Here is a 20,742-nt window from a genome sequence, read left to right as displayed (position 1 = left end):
GTTTCCTCCTAAACTTTCTGAACATCTAAATATACCGTACTGCACGCTCCTGCCTTTTTGATGTCAATGCCATAGATACGCATGAAGGCATCGACTACCGCCTGTCCACCATTGGTGAACAACGGATTGCTCAATGACTGGGTGATTACTTCTACTTGCATGCCCGGTTCTATAAAAATTCCGTTCGAATTTTTTCTGCATTTAGTTGTGATGATAAATCTTGCCATGATTCTATAATTTTTGTTTTGGAACAAATCTACGACCTTTGCCGAGGATAATGAAACTCTGCTTCCTTTCAACTTTGAAAAAGTGACTAACGTGTAAAATGATACACGATACATGGGTAAAATTGATTCTATATCGCAATGATGACATGATGGTGAGCAATTTGTGTTAAATTTGTAGTGTCAGTTTTCGGACTGTTTCTATAATATGAAAAATGGATAATGAACGATATAAAAAATGATTTATGACAGATAAAGAAAAACTAAACAGTATCCTCCGTCTGCGCCTGTTTTTTTCCACCGAAAAAGAGTTGTCGGACTTTATTGGTTATAATCTGAAAGGAAATCATTTCAGCCGTTTCAAGACCTTTCAGTGCGATGCCTATTTCAGTAAGTTTTCCGAGTTATACCGTACCTATACTCAGAAAGAAGAAAATTTGGAATGCCTGCTTTATCAGTATGAGGCAACTTCCTGTTTTTTTAAGAAGTATATTGAGAAGACCAGTCACGAGGTCAACAAAGAATTCATTTCGCAGCTACTCCATTATCTTTATACCGGAGATTTTGATGTGCCGACTCCTTCTCTGAAGGTGCAGCAACTTTGTGAGCGCTATGACTTATGTAATCGGGAGGGAGAGATGAACATCGGCATTCTGCTTCTCATCACTTACGGTCTGCTTCCTACCTTTAAGAATAAGACGGCTCAGGATATTTCTGATATAGCCGGTGATTTTCAGGAAGCTTATAGGATATTACAGAATATTGCACATCAGTACCGTTCCGGAGCGACAACCATCTATCGGGAGATGCTCTGCTTGAAAGAGATGCGCCAAATGGTGGAAGAGGAGCGTACCGGTGACAAATATCTGAACCGTATCCTGCTCATTTTCATTACCAATGATGTGCTGAATCATATTTTTGCTTTGCTTAATCCGGTAAGACTCCGCCAGTACAATCTGGCATTTGTTTCCATGGAGATGGGGCTGGCCCGTTTTTGGCGTTGTGAGGAAGATGCCGATAATGTGGTGTGGGAGTTCTGGCCGTTGAACAATGTCGAGGGTTATTATCTGTATCGGAAAGAGATTGACTATCAGAACCGGAAAATCCGTTTTACACGTTATCAGCTCCTTTTCAAGGATTTGGGATATAAGGATTTCTGTTATACGGTGATTATGCATCCGGCCTTCAATTATCATAATATGTTGAAGCTGGAACAGCCGGAGTTTGCTTTGACTTATGATTATACGGATCTGGAGTATGAGGATGACCGGTACACGGTCCGTGAACTGAATTTCAGCATGATGTCGCCGGGAGGGGAGAAGCCGATGACACTGAAACCGATCCGGAAAGATGATGTGTTGCGGTATTACCGCAATTATATCGATCATGAGGGTACAGCCAAGGACTTTGTCGATATTGACTGTTTGCCAGAATACAATATCCGAGTGGAAGAGATGGAAGTTGCGGTAACCGATCTGGCCATTCTATTCAAGGACGGCTCGGGCATTTACCGTTTGGATAAGTTTGATGAAGACGGCGAGGAAAACATTGCCGGAATCTGTACTCTGACGCATGAGGATAATTTTATCTATGCAGAACTGAATGATCCGTCAGGTGAAAAGCGCCATTTTCTTTGCCTGGATTCCATCAATCAGAATCTGGATTTGGACGAGTTGGTCGATAAACCTTATTTTCGTAAGATTTCGAGTCTGGACGAATTGTTTGATGAATAATCTCATGTTTTGTGAGGAAAAGATTCTTTGAGAATCAAGCCCTTCAGCAGACCTGCTCGTTTGGGGGAGTTGAATCCGGCGGGTCTGTTGAAGGGCTTGTGCCAATCAATGATTTTTGTTTTTTAACATGCTCAGTTTTATAGCCGATAAAATAACAATAAGTTCCCAAGGATCATGCTCTGAAAAATACAATAAGTCTGTTGCCGGGGCTTGTTTTTAAATCTGTAGAAAGGCATTGATTATAAAGCGTAAACAAGGTTTCCGGTCTTGATGAAGTCTGGCTGTTGTGCGAAAGATGGAGGACATATTGTATTTTAGAAGATAAGTCCTGATATACATAATGTAAGATGTATGATATGTATATGTGTGAAAATTAATGCTTTATATCATATTCTTTGATTTGTGTCGCTCTGATATTGTTTCTATTTTTGTGTGAATGTAAAATGAAACGATATGCAGAACATGGAGAAAAGGCCTTTGGCCAATCATCATTTGTCTGTTGACTGCGTCGTAATAGGTTTTGACGGTAAGCAATTAAAGGTTTTGCTCATCAATCGTATCGGCGAATATAACGGCGAGGTTTATCACGACATGAAGCTGCCCGGAAGCTTGATTTATATGGATGAAAATCTGGATGAGGCGGCAAAACGCGTTCTGTTCGAACTGACCGGTCTCAAAAGTGTGAATCTGGTACAATTTAAGGCTTTCGGTTCCAAGGACAGAACGAGTAATCCCAAAGATGTCCTTTGGCTGGAGCGAACCATGCAATTAAAGGTGGACCGCATTGTGACCATCGCTTATTTGTCCTTGGTGAAGATTGACCGGATGTTGGATAAAAATCTGGACGAGCATGGGGCCTCCTGGGTTGTGCTTAAAGATGTGAAGAAACTGGCATTTGACCACAATCGGATCATTCGTGAAGCTTTGACATACATCCGGCACTATGTGGAGTTCAATCCTTCCTTACTGTTTGAGCTGTTGCCCCGTAAATTTACGGCTGCACAGTTGCGCGTGCTGTTTGAACTTGTTTATGGCAAAACGTTCGACGTGCGCAATTTCCATAAAAAAATCGTTATGATGGAATCTGTGGTGCCTTTGGACGAAAAGCAACAGGGGGTGGCTCATCGTGCTGCCCGCTATTATAAATTCGACAAGAAGATTTATAATAAAATCCGTCGTTGAGTGACCTTCTCTTTTTTGAAAAACTTATTATACTTGACCTATGAAAAACTATAGAAAAACATTATTGATTCTTTTTTGTCTGGCCCCTTTTGCTGTTTGGGCTCAGTTTCCTTACTTGGATGGCTCGTTACCGATAGAGGTGCGGGTAAACGATTTGGTTTCGCGCATGACTCTGGAGGAAAAAGTTTCGCAGATGATGCATACTTCGAAAGGCATAGAGCGCTTGAAGGTTCCTCCCTGCAACTGGTGGAACGAATGTTTGCATGGAGTGGCTCGCTCTACGGAGAAAACAACGGTCTTTCCTCAGCCTATCGGTTTGGGAGCGACCTTTAATCCGCCAGCCATAAAACGGATGGCGGAGATGATTGCTGCAGAAGGACGTGTGGTGCACCAAATAGCAGTTGAGAAAGGGACAACGCTGAACCGATATACGGGACTGACTTTCTGGACTCCTAATATTAATATCTTCCGTGATCCGCGTTGGGGCAGAGGACATGAAACATACGGTGAAGATCCTGTCCTGACGTCCGAAATGGGCATTGCGATGGTGCGTGGACTGCAAGGCGAAGATTCGGTTTATTTGAATGTGGCGGCCTGTGCCAAGCATTTTGCCGTGCATAGCGGTCCCGAAGGGTTGCGCCATGAATTTGATGCCAAGGCCTCCTATCACGATTTGTTTGATACTTATTTGCCTGCTTTTTATCGTCTGGTTACCGAGGCAGATGTGGCCGGTGTCATGTGCGCTTATAACCGCTTTAACGGACAACCGTGTTGCGGCAGCAACCTGTTTCTGCGCAAAATCTTGTTGACAGACTGGGGTTTTCAGGGTTATGTGACTTCCGATTGCTGGGCAATCAACGATTTCTGGGGCGGTCATCAGACCCATTCTTCTCCGGCAGAGGCTGTGGCCGATGCGGTTCTGCATGGAACGGATTTGGAGTGTGGAGAATCCTACAATCATTTGCTTGAGGCTGTTCAGAAAGGTTTGATTACCGAGGCCCAGTTGGACATTTCACTCAAACGCTTGTTCACGGTGCGTTATCGTTTGGGCCTCTTTGATACGCAGCATAAGAATCCTTATGCCAACCAGCCGAAATCATTGCTCGAAGCTCCCGAACACGGAGCTCATGCGCTGGAGCTGGCCCGTCAGTCTATGGTGCTTCTTCGTAACGAGAAAAAACTTCTGCCTTTGTCTTCCCGAAAGAAATATAAGATTTTGCTTGTAGGACCCAATGCGGATAATGAAACAACACAGTTAGGTAATTACAACGGATTTCCAACGCGTAATGTGACTTTGCTGGATGCACTGCGTGCAGAACCGAATGTAGAGGTGATATATGATTCGTTGACGGATTTCACGACCTGGAAAAATGAGACCCGCATTGATTCCCTTATGGAGCAGTGCCGGGATGTTGATCTGGTGCTCTTTGCCGGAGGTATTTCGCCGACACTCGAAGGTGAGCAGGGAGATGCCGGAGGCAATGGAATCGAAGGTTTTCGGGATGGTGACCGTACGACCATAGCTCTGCCGAAGGTGCAGACGCAGGCCATGCAGGAATTGCAGAAAATGCATAAGCCTATGATCTTCGTCTGTATGTCGGGCAGTGCCGTGTCTTATAACTGGGAAGCAGAACATCTGCCGGTTGTCATTCAGGCCTGGTACGGCGGACAGGCAACGGGAACCGCTTTGGCCGATATTCTTTTCGGAAGATATAATCCTTCCGGACGTTTGCCTTTGACCTTCTATCGCTCGGATGAGGATTTGCCGCCGTTTGAAGATTATTCGATGCAAGGGCGTACCTACCGTTATTTTGAAGGTGATGTCTTGTATCCTTTCGGTTATGGTTTGAGCTATACAACATTTAAATATCAGCATCTGAAAGTACCTTCCGATGCACAGACGGGTGATTCTGTGAAAGTCAGTGTCGAAGTGGTCAATACTGGAAAGATGGCGGGCGAAGAAGTGGTGCAACTGTATCTGTCTCATCGAGGGATGGCCGAAGAAGCCCCGTTGTGTGCCTTGAAGAAGTTTGTAAAGATTAAACTGGAACCGAAAGAACGGCGCACAGTATCTTTTGTTCTTTCTCCGCGCGAACTGGCTTTTGTCGGTCGGGCCGGAGATATCCACGAGGATGCCGGAACGGTAGAAGTCTTTGTGGGTGGTGTCTGTCCTTCTGCACCGCAACGGTTTACGAAAGGAATACAGAAAGCCGCTTTGCACTTGCAGGGTGAGCCAAAGAATTTCCTTTATTAGATATCTTTTGCCGGGCAGACCTTGTCGGGCTATGTTGTAACGTAATATATGATTGCTATGAAAAAAATAATTTCTTTTGTCGTGATTGGACTTTCTTTGTGCGGTTGCAGTCCAAGTATTCAGAGATCGTTTCAAACGGATTTCTTTGGTATCGACGTTGATTCGCGCGGCTATATTGTCGGTATGTGGAACCGTACACGTGAAAGCCGTAATTTCAGTCCGGCTGACCAGCCTTCGCCATTGCTTTCTCTTTATGACGAAGAACTGAAGCGTTATTATTATCCTCAGAAAGCCCGTTACAGTAAAGGGAAATATCAGTTGGAATATGAAAACGGTTCTGTGGCAACTGTCAGACTGGAGGAAAAGGACAAATATTTCAAGTTGAGTCTGGAGAGTCTGGAGCCCCGTAATGGTATCGACGGCATTCAATGGGGCAGCTATTATACCAATATTACGAATCTGTTGGGAGAAATCATCGGAGTGGCCCGTGATACGTCGGAGGCTGTCTGCTATGCCATCGGGGCCCTTTCCTTGGACGACAATACAATCGGCGGGGAGTCACGTTTCACATCTGAAACCGGTCCTTCGGGATATATAGCCCATTCGCCCGACCCGGTCAACCACCCGCTTCCGGTTACCTTGCACGAAGGGCAGCAGTTCACGATGGGAGGTGATGGCATTAACGATGTGGCCTTCTATAACCGTAAGGAACCTTATTTCCGAATTCTTTATGGCAATACCGCCTTTGTGGATTGCAACGGGCGCATCCAGATCCGTTATCATGCCCGCGACCGCCGGAAAGGCAAGATGATTTACTCTCCCGAAGGAAATCCGATATTCCAGAATAACGAGCCCAACCACATGATGCGGCAGGATGTGCCCGGAGTGGATTTTATCGGTTCTTCCATTGCCTTGTGGGGCAGTCCCGACAGTGTGGCCTTGCTGGATGTGATTCAGAATATTGTGGTCAACGAGAACTTGCCTCATCCGATGTTTCAGGGCAAATGGGTTAAGGATCCGTCCAGCTTTATGCCGGATCTCTGGACTTATGGAGGACTGATGGACAGTATGGCTTCTTATGCCAAACAGATGGGCCTGAAAGTGATTCACACCTATGATCAGCCGTTCTTGCATGCCGATCGGGGAAACGGAGGATATATTGACGGACCGAATCATGAGCAGAAACGTTATCATTTTACCGACCGTGACCTGTCTACCCGTGAATATGCCGATCTTCTGGCCCGTGACGGTCTGATTCTGGGACGTACTTCCATTTCCAATTCCATGGCTCCGGGCACGAAGGATTGCAGTCCGATACCTTCGGACAGCATCTGCATCTTGCACCGCCGTTACCTGACGGAAGATATCAATGCAACCGATACACTGATTTATATTGATGACCCTACTTATTTGGAAGAGATTGCCTGTTGGGAAGGCCATAGTCGGGAACTGAATATGGTGAAGATCGGAAAGGAGCTGATTCATTATTTGGGAGTATCCAAAGAAAAGCCGTATCGTTTGTTGAAGGTGACCCGTGGATATTGGAATACCACACCGGCGGCACATGCCAAAGGGGATGCTGTGGACAAGCTGCAACCCACAGTGGGCGGTGCTTATGCCGGATTGGTTCCGAATCTGGAGCTGCAGGACGAACTGGCCCGTCATTATGCGGATATTTGCAAGAATTGCGGTCTTGGTATGTTTGATTACGACGGACAGGAGTTTTTCTTCCACACAGGTTTTGGAAGCTATTCTGTGAAGCGTTTCTTCCGCAATATGTTTGCCCAGGCCCGTAAATACGGATTGCCCGATATCCGTTTCACAGGAGCAACGCTGTCGGAGGGTTCCTGGCATTATCAGAGTACCTGGAATGTTGGCGGAGGCCTGAATATTTATGATGTGAAGAAAAGAGTGTGGGGCAGCACGACAAGCCAGGGCAAGGATCTTCGGGATGTTACGTATGCCAACTTCTTCCCGTCGTCTTTTGGGGCCAATTTCCCCATTACGGCCCAATCAACCGTAGAAGACTTTGAACATATCGAAGCAACCGCGGTGGGTTACGGCTGTACGTATGCCTTGAAGATCGGACAGCGGGATGTGGAAAGCTGTCCTCAGAAATATGGCATCTTCCACGTTATACGCACCTGGGAGGAGGCCCGACGGGCAAATGCTTTCCCTACCTATATTCGAAAACTGTTGCAGAACCCGGCCTTGAGCTGGCGTTTGGAACGGAAAGAAAATGCCGATGGCTGGATTCTGTATCAGATGGATCAGGGCAGGAAGGTTAAATCGTACGAACTTCATAAACCGTAAACCAAATGTAAAGGAAGATGAGAGTTGATTATAAAAAATGTATTTGGATATTCTTGGGGCTTTTCAGCCAAGGCGGAGCCGCACAGAATTCCTGGTTACCGGAAGAGCCGAAGCAGGACCATCCCATCCGTTTGCTGGAATGTCATTACCGTGAGGCAGCATTGGAACGGTGTCAGGAGATAAACGACACTTCTGCATGGACGGTTCAGACCGAAAAGACAACAACAGACAGTACGACGGCATATACGTTCCGGTTTACGGCCAGAAAAGCGATGACGGATGCCGGTGTTGCCGTGGCTTTTGACCGTTATGGCTGGACGAGCGACAATTATGTGCTGCTGCCGGCCTCTGTCTATAACGGCAACCGGCAGCGCATTGTTTTTCGCGATTATGCCACCGGGCTCGACAAGACGGACTTCGGCCATAAGGATCTGGCACTGACTTCGAATCCTATTCCGCAGCTTTCTCCGGAGTTTGGCGCTGCTTCGCGTCTGGAAGTAAACGTCAGCAATGTGTCTACTCCTGCTATGCTGTTTCTGGAACGGGCCCGGGAGTCGGCAACCATTTTGCTGACGGATCAGGGGATTTCGTGGAAAGACCGTATCTTGGATCATGCCTTGATCGTGGAGGAAACACCCGACAGAAGTGTGGCGTCGTTTGTGATCGGAGCTCCGGGAGTGCGTGAACGGAAACCGGAGTTTATCGGTTTCAGCAAAAGTCCGGACCGCGGAATCGCGGTACAGCCGGGAGACCAGATTGTGATTCGGGTTACAGAAGTCACATTTCCCTGCAACCGTGTGCCCGAACTGTTGGCACAGTTTATGAAATTCCGCAAATTTCACACCCGTAATGAAGCGCTCCGGAATCTGATACCGATGAGCGAAGTGTGGAAGCGCATGGTGAAAAATATTGATGAACGATATTATCAGGGCGAGTATGGGGCTTATTATTGTCCAGAGAATGCCGATTGGCTTTCTTATGGCTGGATTGGAGGTCTGATCAATACCTATCCGATGTTGGCTTTGGGCGATGAACTGCATCTTCAGCGTGTGAAGCATACCTTTGATTTCGGTTTGCCGCGGGCAAAAGGAAAGAGCGGGTATTATTATGATGTGTTGGGTTCGGACGGAAAGGTACTCTATCGGGATGGTGCCCGATTGAATCCGGGCATCGGACTGACCCGCAAGAACGGAGATGTCTTGTATTGGATGGTCAAACAGTTCCTATTGCTGAAAGGACAAGGCAAGTCCGGTTTGATTGATCCGGATTGGGAGAAGCAGGTCCGTTTGTTGGCCGATGCTTTTGTCTGTACCTGGCAGAAAGAAGGTACTTGGGGCAACTATCTGGATGTAGAATCCGGCGATGTGGCCGTTTATAATACGACCAGCGGTGCGATGGCGGTTGCCGGACTGGCATTGGCGGCCGGTTATTTTGATTGTCCCGCATATCTGGAAACTGCTTGTCAGGCTGCGGCGGGTTATTATGGGCAGTTTGCGTTGGTTGGTTTTACTTCGGGCGGTTGCGGCGACATTTTGCAGAATGCCGATTCCGAAACGGCGGTGGCCCTGCTTACTTCACTGATGACGTTGTACGAAGTAACCGGACGGGAGACGTATCTGGAGCAGGCTGCAGATCTGGCTCATTTATGTGCTACATGGGTTGTATCCTTCCCGTATCAGTTGCCTCCGGAAACACCTTTGGCCCGGTTGGGAGCCAATCTGACCGGTGCGGTGTGGGCCAGTACCCAGAATAAACATGGTGCTCCCGGATTCTGTACGCAATCCGGTGATGCTTTGTTCAAGCTCTTCCGTTCAACTGGTCGCACTGAATATGCCGAATTGCTTCGCGATGTCATTCATGCCCATGCTGAAGGAATACAGCCCAATGGGAAAATTACGGAAAGACTGACTTACTGTGATGCCGACAGTCGCGGTTCCCGTGGAGATGGAGGCAAGACCGGATGGAATGAAACGAACGGAGCACTGATGGCTTTGGAGATTCCCGGGATTTATGTACGTACCGACCGGGCCAGTCTGTTTGTTTTTGATCATGTGGAAGCCTCTGTTGTCAAACAAAACGCCAGGAAGTTGGTTTTGAAAATAACCAATCCGACCCGTTTTGATGCGACGGTTACCGTCTTTGCGGAGAATGCGCAGGAAGCTGCGCGCCCGCTGGGTGAAAATGCCCATTTGCATTGGAAGGATAAAGTGTTGGTCAAGGCCGGTCAATCGGTTTATTATCATGTTGATCGGCGCTGATTCTGTATTTATGGATTAGATAAGTTTTATGGATTATAACTGTAACATGATGAGAAAGAATATCTGGTTTTTACTCTGTCTGTTCTGTTGTTTCCCTTTGTTGGCTGCGGGCGGAACAGTAAAGAAAGAGTTTCAGCATCCGGAGCGTATCCGTTATGATGGTGCCTGTATGACACTGGACGGTCAGGATGTTTTTATTTACAGTGCGGCCTTTCACTATTTCCGTTGTCCAGAGGAATTGTGGCGTGACCGTTTCCAAAAGATAAAGGAAGCAGGTTTCAATACCGTGGAGACTTATGTCCCCTGGAACTGGCACGAACGGGAGATGCCGTCAGACTTGTCGGACACGACAAAATTCGATTTTTCGGATTTGAAGCGTTGGTTGAAAATGGCTCAGGAGGAATTCGGTTTTTATACGATAGTCCGTCCGGGACCATTCATTTGTGCCGAGTTTTCTGGAGGGGCATATCCCCGTTGGCTGGCCAAGTTCCGCCCTCAGAACTATCCGGGATTCTGGCTGCGCAGTGCAGACCCTGTTCATGTGCGTTGGTGCGTCCATTGGTTTGATGCGGTCTGTCGGGCATTGGCCGGAGAACAGCTTACCAGAAAACCGAAAGGGGAGAAAGGTATCATACTGATTCAGATTGAGAACGAGTATAACGCTCATGGATGTGAAAACAAATCCTATTTCTTGAAGGAACTCTATCGTTCTGTACGTCGGAATGGCTTCGACATACCCGTTTTCACATGCCTGACCGGGGAATGCCGGGGCAGTAATGATCAGGAACTTTCTCAAGTGTTTGATTGCGACAATTATTATGTCGGTCAGTCGGATGCACCAAGCTGTGCCCATCGGATGGTTTCCTTGAAAGGCAGCCAGCCGGACGCTCCCGGTTTTGTAACAGAATTGCAGGGCGGCTGGTTTTCTCTGGTTACCGGTACGTTGAGCGAAGAACACTATTCGGATGCCCGCCATTTCAAGGCCATTGGTCTGATGAGTATTCTGGGAGGATGTACGGGAATCAATTACTATATGTTTGCCGGAGGAACCCACTTTGCCGGTTGGGGAGCCCGGGGTATGACTACATCCTATGATTATAATGCTGCGATTCATGAGAATGGAGCAGTCGGTGAGAAATATCTGGCTGCCAAGGGAATCGGGGAATTTATCCGGAAATATGAACATGAGCTGACCCGGTCGGCAGGCGGTCCTTGTGAGATTGAAGGTGTTCCCAAAAGTGTTTTCGGAGGAGTGCGGGTAGCGCAGGACGGAACGCAGTTTGTTTTTCTGCACAATACGGATGCCGGTAAGAGCAGTAAGGGTAGCGCAACTCTTTTACCCGGAAAAATCAAGTTGCCCCAAGAAGCCATGTATAACATCGACCAGAACGGCAATAAAGTTCTGATGCAGGTAAATGCCAACTTGCATGGAGATTCCTTGATTATGGAACCCATAACCGTGAATTACGAGTTAGGTCCGTTGGATACGAAAGTTCTGGTCATACCGGCAGGGAAGAAAGCAAAAGCCGGTACGTGGTGGCCTGAAAAGCAGCCGGACATCAAACGGCCCTCCCGTTTGCCGCAACCGATCCGCATTACATCCGTCAAAAGAAAAGAAGATGCTGTGGAGCAGGCAAAATGGATTCTGTTGCCGCGTCTGGTATCTCTGTCCGATTTACAGGTGAATGATTTCCGATACAGTCTGTATCGGGCCAAGGTGCATTTGAACAGACAGCAGGTTGAGCATGAAAGGTATCTCTTGTTCAATATGTTTACGAGAGATATTGTGTCCGTGCAGGTAAATGGAAAGAACGTTACCCGTCTGTTCCCCGATAAGGCTGATGCCCAGACATGGACCACCCGAAACTGCTTTGAGCGCATACGTCCGGATGAATATGATAACCGCTTTGATGTTTCCGGTACCTTACGGGAAGGAGAGAACGAAATTCTGGTTGTTTATGAGAATCTGGGGCATGCACACGGATATGTGCCCATGGAAGAACTTTCTGGAATCCGCGAGGCCGGTCTGTCCGTTTCGGAGACGGCTCTCTCTCATCCGCTGGAATGGGAATATGCCGCGGATGCAGCCGGTGTGACAGAAGGCTGGATTCTGCCTCAGTTTGAGGATAAGGACTGGAAAGTTATTCCCCTTGACCCCAAGGTGGAAATACTCCGTAAAGGAAATGGAATACAGCCGAAGGCTACACAGGACGGATTGCTGACCTGGTATAGAATTGAATTTACTCTGCCCCGTCAGGACCCGTCTGTCTGGATTCCCTGGATGATGAGAATCAACGCATCCGGTAATGGCTTCATGTGGCTGAATGGGCATAATATCGGTCGCCATTGGGAAGCCGGACCGCAGCGGGAGTTCTATCTGCCCGAGTGTTGGTTGAACTTTGGAGAGGATCAGAAGAATGTTCTGGTTTTGGGATTGCGCCAGACAGCCAACGGAGCGGTGATCAAGGCGGCTGAAATAGCTCCTTATCCCGATGCCGCGGAAGTAAGAAAATAAAAAAAGACAAAAGAAAGGGCCTTATCATTACTCAATATAGAGTTTGATACGGCCCTTTTCAATATTACAGTTACAGTCTGTAGCTTTGAGGAGTAGTCGTTTTAGTTTCTGACATACCCTCTTAGTTTTTGATTAATCAGTCAGCAGAGTGATATCCTTGGCCGGCTTCTGGTATTTCTTTCCGGCGATATAGTCTTTGGTTTCCTGCACCATCTTGTCGGTAACTACAAAATGATAATTGGCATAGTCGCCGATGTCGTAGGTGCCGGGTACGAAGAATCCCCATTTCTCAAAGAAGTCTGTCAGGTCCGTTTGAAGCAGGTCACACGAAACCTTGATGAACTCATACATATTGTTGATGGAAGCGTTGCCCTTTCCTTTGTCCGGATTGTTGCGCATGTGTTCCATCAGATCGGCATAGAAATCGGGATATCCCTTCTCTTCGGCATACAGATACAACTGCCAGAAAGGTACCAGTTTCTCAAACGGACCGCCGGCGCTCATAATGAACGGCTTTTCCTTGGCATCAATGAATATTTCGCGTGCCTTTTCGTAGTTCTTGCTCTTGCTCAGTCGGCTGGGCTGTCCGGCCTTTCGGGCCACATACATGGTGAAGAGATTGTTGCTCACTTCGGTCATACCGTCCCACGTCAGTTGCGGACTCATCTGCATCACATGGCCGATTTCGTGGTTCACGCCCCAGTCGCTGTAAATATTCGGACCGAGGGCAGATTTCATGGTACCCTCATTGCCGAGGAAAGCCACTCCGTCGCCGTCGCGGAACATAAAGTAATTGAAGTTCACGCGCGCCAGAATGCGCTTCGGTGGAATACGGTTGTATTTGATGGCTCCGTTGAATGTGTACTGCTGCTCCATAATCTTGTCGTAGGCCTGAGCCAGTTCCTTTCCTTCTTCATAGCGGAACTTCTTCAGGAATTCCACCGGATAAGCCAGCTGCATGTAGCGTGTTTTGACATCCATCACCGGACTTACGGCATGATCCAGCAGACGTTTCCAGTCCTCATTGCTTTGCTTCTCGGCATCAAAATATCCGTTGGCCTTTCCGGTTACGAAATGGATGGTGATGGCCGGTGCGGTTTCCGGATCATCCGCAAAATAGTCGATATATACATTTCCTGCTTTCTCCACATTGATTACGTTGACTCCCTCGTGCAGACGATATTCCTGTCTTTTCAGTCCCCAGCCTTGAGGGTCCTTGGTCGGTTCATAGCCGGGAGTCGGCTGGCGCATCCAGTCCGCAATGAGCAGACTCACTTTGCGTCCGTGCAGATCGCCTACCAGTACCACATTCTCACCTTTCTCCAGATACACACCGGTGATGTTCTCGTAACGGCTGTATCCGTTGTAAAGTTTCAGTTTTTCTTCCAGAATCTTATTCGATGGGATGGGGGAGTAACTGTTGAGCAGGTATTGTGATTCATACGTGCCGTTTTTCAGTTGCTCGGCCAGTTGGCGCATCAGCGGACTGTGAAAGAGTTTCAGCTGTTTGTTTTTGAAACCGTCAGCCAGTTGCGATGCGGTCCAGTCCTTGAAGTATTCCAGATCCTTGGTAATGGCTTGGGTAGAATAAGAGGGTGCTTGCCCAAAAGTGTTGGTGGCGATGCAGCAAAGCGCTGCCACGGTCCATGTTTTCAGTGTTTTCATATAGGTTAGGATTTTGATTATTTGATTAAGCGTACACAAAGATATGCCAATTTGTTTCCAATCAATAGAAAAGCGGGTTAAAAAATTACAAAGTGAAAAAGACGTATTGGAATTAGCATCAAAGTACGGAAAAAATGGAATATGAAGAGGGCTAATATGAAAATAAATATGAGAGAGCCCCTTATAAAAGTCTTTTGACTTATGGAACCCTCTCATAACTTGGTATTTTAGATTTTATTGATTTACCAACATGCCTGAATATGGAGTATCTTTTGATTTATATTGTTCAATGGATGCAGAAGATAAATTGCTTATTTCAACAAGAATTGCACGCGATTCTGGAGGTAAATCGGGCGACTCGAGTAACTTCCTTACGTTTTTCAGTGTACTGAGTTCTCTATGATACAATTCGAACAACTGTTCTCTGTCATGTATTAATACAGGTCTTTGGTTCAATTTGAATAAATCAATAGTTGTTCTACCTTGATCTGTAATTCCTATCAGCATGTGCCGATTGTATCGTATGTGTGCTGTCGGATCTTCTGATGTAGGATTAAGAATCAGAGGTTCTTCCTCCTCTAAGTTACCAGGAACTGTAACTCGTTTGCTTTCGTCTTTCAACGGAAAAAGATCATTTTTGCAGGTTCTGTTACAAAAGTCACAGGCATAAAGCAAATTCTTCCAGTTATGTCCCAACCAATAATAAATAGACTTGGGACGATAGTGTTCTACATCATTATATTCTTTGGTAATTCTGCATTCGCAATAAGCACATTGATAATGTTGGTCTTCCAAAAGTTGTTTACATACATCGTCTGCTCTATAAATATCTTTATCAACTTGCTTAACATTGGTTGGTACTGGTGCATTTTGCAGCGTTTCAGGTATTATATCCGACTTTATGATTCTTTTCATAACTCAATGTTCAGTTGTTTTGCCAATTTTTCAATCAGTTGTGTAGAGCGTATAGCGTTAGAGTTTGGAATGGAAGTCAAGACCTTCATTTCATTATCCAATTCAGAAAGACGTTTTTTCTCTTGATCTGAAAGTTCAGACTTCGAAAGCAGGGCATTACGTTCATCAATTTTGCGGTCCCATTCAGGGGCATGAAGATAATTTAATCCAAACAGATCACTGAGCAATACTTGTCCAATATTTGAAATCATTATATTTGCCTGATTCAGATTTACATTTGAATTTATATGATTCAGATTGACTATCTGGGCAATTTCTGCGGCACCGATAACAATGACAGGACTATGGGTAGAAACAATGAATTGTACATTAGGGAACACATTCGTTAGCTGCTTCAGGATGTCACGTTGCCAGCGTGGATGGAGATGCAGATCTATTTCATCGACAAGTACGATTCCTGTAGCATTTAAAGGATTGTCCATATCTGGATTCGCTTCAGACATTCTTGCCGCAAGATCGGCAACCATGGCAATGACTATTTTATAGCCTTCACTCAGCTGTTCGATACGCAATTCGTGAGTAGAGCCGTCATGGTCTATTCTGTCCATGATAAAGCGTAAAGGTCTTGTCTCTATTCTTGGATTCTTGTAACAATCCACGATTTCAGATAAAGCCCGTCTGACAGCATTCAGCACAGGTGAACGATAATTGAAATCTCTCAGTTTTTCTCTGTCTCTTCGTTCCTGATCTTCCATTAAGTCAAACCAACCGAAGAAGCGTTTGAAGTCTGTTTCAGGATTAATGGCACTTTTATAGCAGTCCCATCGCTCAAACATTTGCTGGAATCCCCGTCTGCGTTCCGGTACTTGAAACTGACCTCTTCCAGTACCATAATAGGCAAATATAGGAAGTTCTATATTTGATTCTCCTGCCAAAATTGCATCTTTTTGTGCAATCGCAGCTTGTTTCAGATGTTCGTAATTTGTTTTGGGTGTGTTCTGTGTACCCTTACGGTATCTTATGGATTTCATCACAAATTCTTTGTCAGACAGTTCTGCATCAACGGTGAGATATTGTGCTCTTCTTCCATGACGGTTGATATGTACATCCAAATCATTTAATTGGAAGTCCGAAATACCTGGAAATTGTGCCGGATATGGTGCCATAGCTGTTGCTATAGCGTCCAATATGGTAGTTTTGCCGAATCCATTGTCACCTAAAAGAATCACAACATTTTTTGTGGCATCGAAAACTATTTCTTTTGTCTGTTCGCCAATCAGACGCATATTGGTTATTGAAACTCTGTCTATTCGCATGTGGTTATGATCTTTTTAGTTCAATATATAATTTTGTTCCATTGCATAGATCTGCATCTTTCTTTAAATGTTATTCCGTATGTTTTTGTTTGTGATGCATCTATGCAAATGTAACTATTTTATTTTGTACGACGTAATTAAAGCAACAAAATGATATGTTTATGATCCTCAAACAGGAATCTTTCTACAAATGAATCTTGTTGAATAGCGCGATGGCATCTGCCATAATATCCTTGTGGTCGAAGGCCAGATCGGGCAGGGAGGACAACGGGAACCATGCGGCTTTAGCGGCGTCGTCCATTCCCGATACGGCTATGGGGGCATCAACGATGGCCAGATAAGCAATGGAAACGGTCCGTCCCCGAGGGTCACGGTCCACCTTTGAGTAAGCCCCGATCTGTTGGATTTGGTTTACGGTAAGTCCTGTTTCTTCTTTCAGTTCCCGGACCGCACATTCTTCGGCTGTTTCTTCCATATTCATGAAACCTCCCGGAAAAGCCCAACAGCCTTTGTAGGGTTCGTTTCCCCGTTGGATCAGCAGCACTTTCGGTTCTTCTTCTTTGGTAAAGACCACGCAGTCTGTGGTGACTGCCGGTCTTGGATATTTATAGGTGTAGCTCATAAGATTCTGGTTTTTCTATTTTTAAAGGATGAGTTGACCGTTAGCAATACCAAATGGTATATGAATAGCCGGAACATTATTTAAATGATCAAGATGTATTAACTGATCATCAAAAAATGTGTGGATTAAGGATATGCTATATTCCTTGCTTTTTAGATTAAATGTGTCACATTAATTTTCTTGTACTTGTTTCCCATACCAAGGGCAAAAGCCATTTGGTCTTTTATAATAAGTTCACCTTTTTGAAGCCCTGCTATTGCTGTCCTGATTTCTTGAAGTTCTTGACCACTCACGCCAAACAAGTCTTTGATGACCTTATCGTCAATGGTCTGCTGTTTCATAATAAGTGGGTATTGTGCATTGGCATAAAAATCAAAACCCTTAGATTTGAAACTGCTCATATTCTGAGTAGCAAGGATAATACTCAGACCTTTATTTCGGCCTACAGCAATTAGATTACGTAGAGGGCGATTATCAAAGTCAAGCATATAGTGAGCTTCATCAATAATAGAGAAATGACGTATTTGTACTACTTCATCATTCACTGCCTGTTTATCCAGTAGCTCATAAATGTTATTAAGTTTAGACATCAGGAAATATACAATAGCTTTGGCAATAGGTCCATCTTTGGGATATCCATCCATCTTAATGATGTAGCTGTCATCAATCAAAGAAACCTTATCTTCTGATTCAAAAATATGCGCTTTGATTAGGTTCTTTAAAACAGAAGAGATACTGTCATCATTATTCGCATCTTTCATTTTTAATTGATAATATTTCAGCATCAATTCAAATGAAATCGGGGCTCCATTTGTCGATTTATAGGCATCGACAATGGCTTCACTCAATCTATTATTCATATTTGCGCTTGTCGTAACTCTGTCTATTGAACATAAGGCAGAAGACATTTCAGTAGAGTACAGATTGATTTCATTGATAGAGCGCCCAGTGAAATCCTTAAATGGAGTAAAAGGCAATGGCTGTGTCAATGGATCCAGAATACAAGAACGGTCCACATCGAAGAGAGATAACCAATGGTTATTCTGTATATCGCTGAACTCTCCTTTGTAATCAAACAAAAGGAAATTCACGGGATATTGTGATTCTGTGGATAACATTCTGAATTGCTGAATCAAGACTGCCAGTAAATTGGTCTTTCCGGAACCTGTAGCTCCCGCAATGATAATCTGTGAGTTGGTAATGGAACGACTGTTTATATCCAATGTCGCTTCCATTTCTTCATCACCATAGTTTCCAATCAGAAGATTCAGGACTGGAATATCTTTTGCCATGGCTACTTTATTGTTCATTGCGTATAAGAAGGAATCCAGATTGTTGTCAGCCATCAGATAGTCACGCCCACGAAGCATTTCTGCTGCGATAATTCGAGAAAGGGTAGCGTTCTGAGTCCAATCAATGTTCAAGTTTGCGTATCTTAGTTTTAACAATGCCGAATATAAGGTACTCAAATCGTGCATTGTGAAAAAACTGGGAGTAATTCGTATGGATGACACAGACAATTGTATATCCTTGTAATCATCTATGGAACGCTTTGTGGGCAAACTTAGTCCCACGATGAAGCAGATACGCATTACCTTATTCTGATTCAAGTTTATGCGTTTCTCCCGATCAGCCGTTCTGGAAAGATTGATTTTTGATTCAATCAGTTCCTTGATTGGATTGATTGCATCAAACAATCCTTCCATCTGGCGCGTATTTGAAAAATTTATGATGCTCATTTCTTTTACTGATTAAGAGTTAAACCAAAATAACCGTCTTCAACCGTAGTATTCTGTGCTTCTACATTGCGATGAAGTGTATAGGTTTTGGAGATAAACGGTTCCAATTTGATGTAGTCGCTGTCTGTTCTGATTTCAGAGGTCGTACAAAGCAAAATAGTTTGTTCTGCCAATTGTGGAAAATATTCTTCCATCAAGGCATCACGACTTTCATTGTCAAGAACACCCATTACTGTATCAATCATTACAGGTGGATTATAATCTCCCAAGTTCCGTAATACTTTCAATAAAACTTGGATAAAGATTTGCTTGGATGCGGCATTAAGCTGATTCAATGAAATCTCATTTCCGGCAGTATGATAGAGCTTTATGTTGAATTGTTCAATGCTGTCGGACAACTCGACTTTGGCTACATGATCTTTGTATGAAACCAGTAACTTGTTAAGTTGCTGCTGCATTTCACTTTCAATCTGCGCTTTTTTCTTCTTCAGCAAACTGTCTGCAATCTTCTCAAAGAGAGGCTTGAGCTTGACCAAAGTGTCGAATTTAATATCAGGTTCTTGCTGAATTTGTACGTCAAACTGATGGATCCGTTTCTCAAGACGTTGGATGTCTGCTTTTAGTGTCGCTTCCTGATTTTTCAGTTTCTCAATCTGCTTTTGAGCGGCTTCATAATTTTGAATTAGATATTCGTTTCCACCGGCTTGTGTTTGTTCCAAGGTCTGTTTTTGTGAACGTAAGTTATCCAACGTGGAAAGTTGAAATTCCAGTTCCTGACGCTGGCGGTCAAGTGCAATGAACTGGTTGGAGCCAGTTCGTTTTACCAAGTTAGATAAAGCGGTTACTTCCGCTTCGTCAAGATAGCCAAAAGGATCTTCTTTATTAGTGCTATTTTGGATAGCTACAATATGAGATACAACCTGTTCTTCATCCACAGATTCACTGCATAGTGACAAATCTTTTAAGTAAGTTATAATTTTGTTTGTCACATCTTTCAATGTCTCCAACGGGTAGGCACCTGTATTCTCTTTCTGAAGTTGTTCCTTTATGTGCAGGATATTATTGATTTCTTGTGCCAGGTTCGAAGCTAATTTAGGTAAGAATAAATCAATTTCTATGTTGTCAACGAATGATTTCAAATCCTCTGCATAAGTTGCTGCACGCTTTACAATATCGTCAATTTTACTGGTAAGCTCCTGTATCTTCTTGTTGAGGGCAGATGCTTCCTGGGCACCGTCTTTTGCCCGTTTATATTCCACTTCTACCGACGCAAGATACTTATATTTTGTATCTTGTTCTGCGATACATGTATTTAAGTCTGCGGTCAGTTTGTCTTTTTGTGCGCATAGTTCATTATATTCCTGTGCTTCTTTTTCTGCTTCAAGACGTTGCTGTGCCCATTCCTGTTGTAGCTTTTCAGCGGCACGCTTCAACTGAAGATATTTTTTGAAGCCCAATACATTCTCGAAATTATCACGAATGGTTTGGGCGAATACATTTTTCTTCAGCAATTCACTCGATTGCATTGCATCAAACAGGAAATACTGACTCAGTTCCTGAGGCAGATTGGCTTTGATGATTTTATTGATTTCCTGCTCCGCTTTAACCCGGTCTTTGGGAGCAGTCATCGTACCGTAAACATACATGTTCCCATTCATGTTCAGCGATACGCTTTCTAATGGTTTTCCTTGCGGATTCAATTGATAAACACGCTTTAATATGTATTTCTGTTGCTGGCCGAGTACTTTCCCTACAAATGTTATCTGTAAGGAAATCTCAGGTTTGGCTGTGTTTAAGGCTCCCTGATTGAGCAATTCCATGAAATGCTCTTTGTTTTCAATTTTCAAACCATAAAGAGCTCCGCTTATGGCCTCGAATAAAGTAGTCTTACCGCCACCATTTGCACCGCCAATCAAAATAATCGGGCGATCATCATCGACTGTCAAATCCAGATCAAGTGACAAGTAAGTCTTATAATTGCTTATTTTAATTCTCTGTATCAGCAT

13 protein-coding genes are annotated in these 20,742 nt (G+C 44.7%); 6 read left to right on the top strand and 7 right to left on the bottom strand.

Translation table 11 applies throughout. From position 1 onward, the window contains the following. Positions 1–8 precede the first annotated feature (8 nt). A complete protein-coding gene (locus DXA74_RS07725) occupies positions 9–227 on the bottom strand; it encodes a DUF6140 family protein (RefSeq protein ID WP_118526333.1) in 219 nt (72 codons plus the stop codon). 242 nt (positions 228–469) lie between these two features. On the opposite strand from DXA74_RS07725, the gene DXA74_RS07720 reads away from it, so the two are divergent. The 6 genes from DXA74_RS07720 (at position 470) to DXA74_RS07695 (ending at position 12,479) form a co-directional block, all read left to right on the top strand. Beyond that, positions 470–1,957 carry a hypothetical protein gene (locus DXA74_RS07720; protein ID WP_118526331.1) on the top strand — a complete coding sequence of 496 codons (1,488 nt, stop codon included), beginning with the start codon at positions 470–472 and terminating at the stop codon, positions 1,955–1,957. A 453-nt stretch (positions 1,958–2,410) separates the two neighbouring features. After that, the gene (locus tag DXA74_RS07715; protein WP_118526329.1) at positions 2,411–3,139 is read left to right on the top strand and encodes an NUDIX domain-containing protein; all 729 of its coding nucleotides are present in this window, start codon (positions 2,411–2,413) and stop codon (positions 3,137–3,139) included. Between the two features lie 40 nt (positions 3,140–3,179). Continuing rightward, the gene (locus DXA74_RS07710) at positions 3,180–5,393 is read left to right on the top strand and encodes a glycoside hydrolase family 3 C-terminal domain-containing protein (protein ID WP_233550481.1); all 2,214 of its coding nucleotides are present in this window, start codon (positions 3,180–3,182) and stop codon (positions 5,391–5,393) included. Between the two features lie 57 nt (positions 5,394–5,450). Beyond that, positions 5,451–7,706, top strand: coding sequence for a hypothetical protein (locus DXA74_RS07705; RefSeq protein WP_118526355.1), 2,256 nt, complete (start codon positions 5,451–5,453; stop codon positions 7,704–7,706). Positions 7,707–7,723: 17 nt separating this feature from the next. Further along, the gene (locus DXA74_RS07700) at positions 7,724–9,964 is read left to right on the top strand and encodes a hypothetical protein (RefSeq protein ID WP_233550480.1); all 2,241 of its coding nucleotides are present in this window, start codon (positions 7,724–7,726) and stop codon (positions 9,962–9,964) included. A 46-nt stretch (positions 9,965–10,010) separates the two neighbouring features. Continuing rightward, entirely contained in the window at positions 10,011–12,479 is a 2,469-nt protein-coding gene (locus tag DXA74_RS07695; protein ID WP_233550479.1) for a beta-galactosidase, read from the top strand. Between the two features lie 132 nt (positions 12,480–12,611). On the opposite strand, the gene DXA74_RS07690 is transcribed toward DXA74_RS07695, so the two are convergent. The 6 genes from DXA74_RS07690 to DXA74_RS07665 form a co-directional block, all read right to left on the bottom strand. Next, on the bottom strand, positions 12,612–14,144 hold the full coding sequence (locus tag DXA74_RS07690) for a M60 family metallopeptidase (protein WP_118526325.1): 1,533 nt from the start codon (positions 14,142–14,144) through the stop codon (positions 12,612–12,614). Between the two features lie 234 nt (positions 14,145–14,378). Beyond that, on the bottom strand, positions 14,379–15,059 hold the full coding sequence (locus tag DXA74_RS07685; protein ID WP_118526323.1) for a retron system putative HNH endonuclease: 681 nt from the start codon (positions 15,057–15,059) through the stop codon (positions 14,379–14,381). Then, positions 15,056–16,375 carry an AAA family ATPase gene (locus DXA74_RS07680; RefSeq protein WP_118526321.1) on the bottom strand — a complete coding sequence of 440 codons (1,320 nt, stop codon included), beginning with the start codon at positions 16,373–16,375 and terminating at the stop codon, positions 15,056–15,058. The genes DXA74_RS07685 and DXA74_RS07680 overlap by 4 nt, the downstream gene beginning before the upstream one ends. A gap of 184 nt (positions 16,376–16,559) precedes the next feature. Beyond that, the gene (locus tag DXA74_RS07675; protein WP_118526319.1) at positions 16,560–16,997 is read right to left on the bottom strand and encodes an NUDIX hydrolase; all 438 of its coding nucleotides are present in this window, start codon (positions 16,995–16,997) and stop codon (positions 16,560–16,562) included. Positions 16,998–17,149: 152 nt separating this feature from the next. Continuing rightward, positions 17,150–18,736 carry an ATP-binding protein gene (locus DXA74_RS07670; protein ID WP_118526317.1) on the bottom strand — a complete coding sequence of 529 codons (1,587 nt, stop codon included), beginning with the start codon at positions 18,734–18,736 and terminating at the stop codon, positions 17,150–17,152. Positions 18,737–18,741: 5 nt separating this feature from the next. Next, the gene (locus DXA74_RS07665; RefSeq protein WP_118526315.1) at positions 18,742–20,742 is read right to left on the bottom strand and encodes an AAA family ATPase; all 2,001 of its coding nucleotides are present in this window, start codon (positions 20,740–20,742) and stop codon (positions 18,742–18,744) included.

The organism is Bacteroides sp. OF04-15BH, assembly GCF_003477995.1.
GTDB lineage: Bacteria > Bacteroidota > Bacteroidia > Bacteroidales > Bacteroidaceae > Paraprevotella.
Note: the sequence above shows the minus strand (reverse complement) of the source record. Positions and strands in the feature narration are given on the sequence as shown.

Bases quoted from the DNA above. Each gene is read 5' to 3' on its own strand.
- DXA74_RS07725 (WP_118526333.1), bottom strand. From the start codon at position 227: ATGGCAAGATTTATCATCACAACTAAATGCAGAAAAAATTCGAACGGA.
- DXA74_RS07720 (WP_118526331.1), top strand. From the start codon at position 470: ATGACAGATAAAGAAAAACTAAACAGTATCCTCCGTCTGCGCCTGTTT.
- DXA74_RS07715 (WP_118526329.1), top strand. From the start codon at position 2,411: ATGCAGAACATGGAGAAAAGGCCTTTGGCCAATCATCATTTGTCTGTT.
- DXA74_RS07710 (WP_233550481.1), top strand. From the start codon at position 3,180: ATGAAAAACTATAGAAAAACATTATTGATTCTTTTTTGTCTGGCCCCT.
- DXA74_RS07705 (WP_118526355.1), top strand. From the start codon at position 5,451: ATGAAAAAAATAATTTCTTTTGTCGTGATTGGACTTTCTTTGTGCGGT.
- DXA74_RS07700 (WP_233550480.1), top strand. From the start codon at position 7,724: ATGAGAGTTGATTATAAAAAATGTATTTGGATATTCTTGGGGCTTTTC.
- DXA74_RS07695 (WP_233550479.1), top strand. From the start codon at position 10,011: ATGATGAGAAAGAATATCTGGTTTTTACTCTGTCTGTTCTGTTGTTTC.
- DXA74_RS07690 (WP_118526325.1), bottom strand. From the start codon at position 14,144: ATGAAAACACTGAAAACATGGACCGTGGCAGCGCTTTGCTGCATCGCC.
- DXA74_RS07685 (WP_118526323.1), bottom strand. From the start codon at position 15,059: ATGAAAAGAATCATAAAGTCGGATATAATACCTGAAACGCTGCAAAAT.
- DXA74_RS07680 (WP_118526321.1), bottom strand. From the start codon at position 16,375: ATGCGAATAGACAGAGTTTCAATAACCAATATGCGTCTGATTGGCGAA.
- DXA74_RS07675 (WP_118526319.1), bottom strand. From the start codon at position 16,997: ATGAGCTACACCTATAAATATCCAAGACCGGCAGTCACCACAGACTGC.
- DXA74_RS07670 (WP_118526317.1), bottom strand. From the start codon at position 18,736: ATGAGCATCATAAATTTTTCAAATACGCGCCAGATGGAAGGATTGTTT.
- DXA74_RS07665 (WP_118526315.1), bottom strand. From the start codon at position 20,742: ATGCTGATACAGAGAATTAAAATAAGCAATTATAAGACTTACTTGTCA.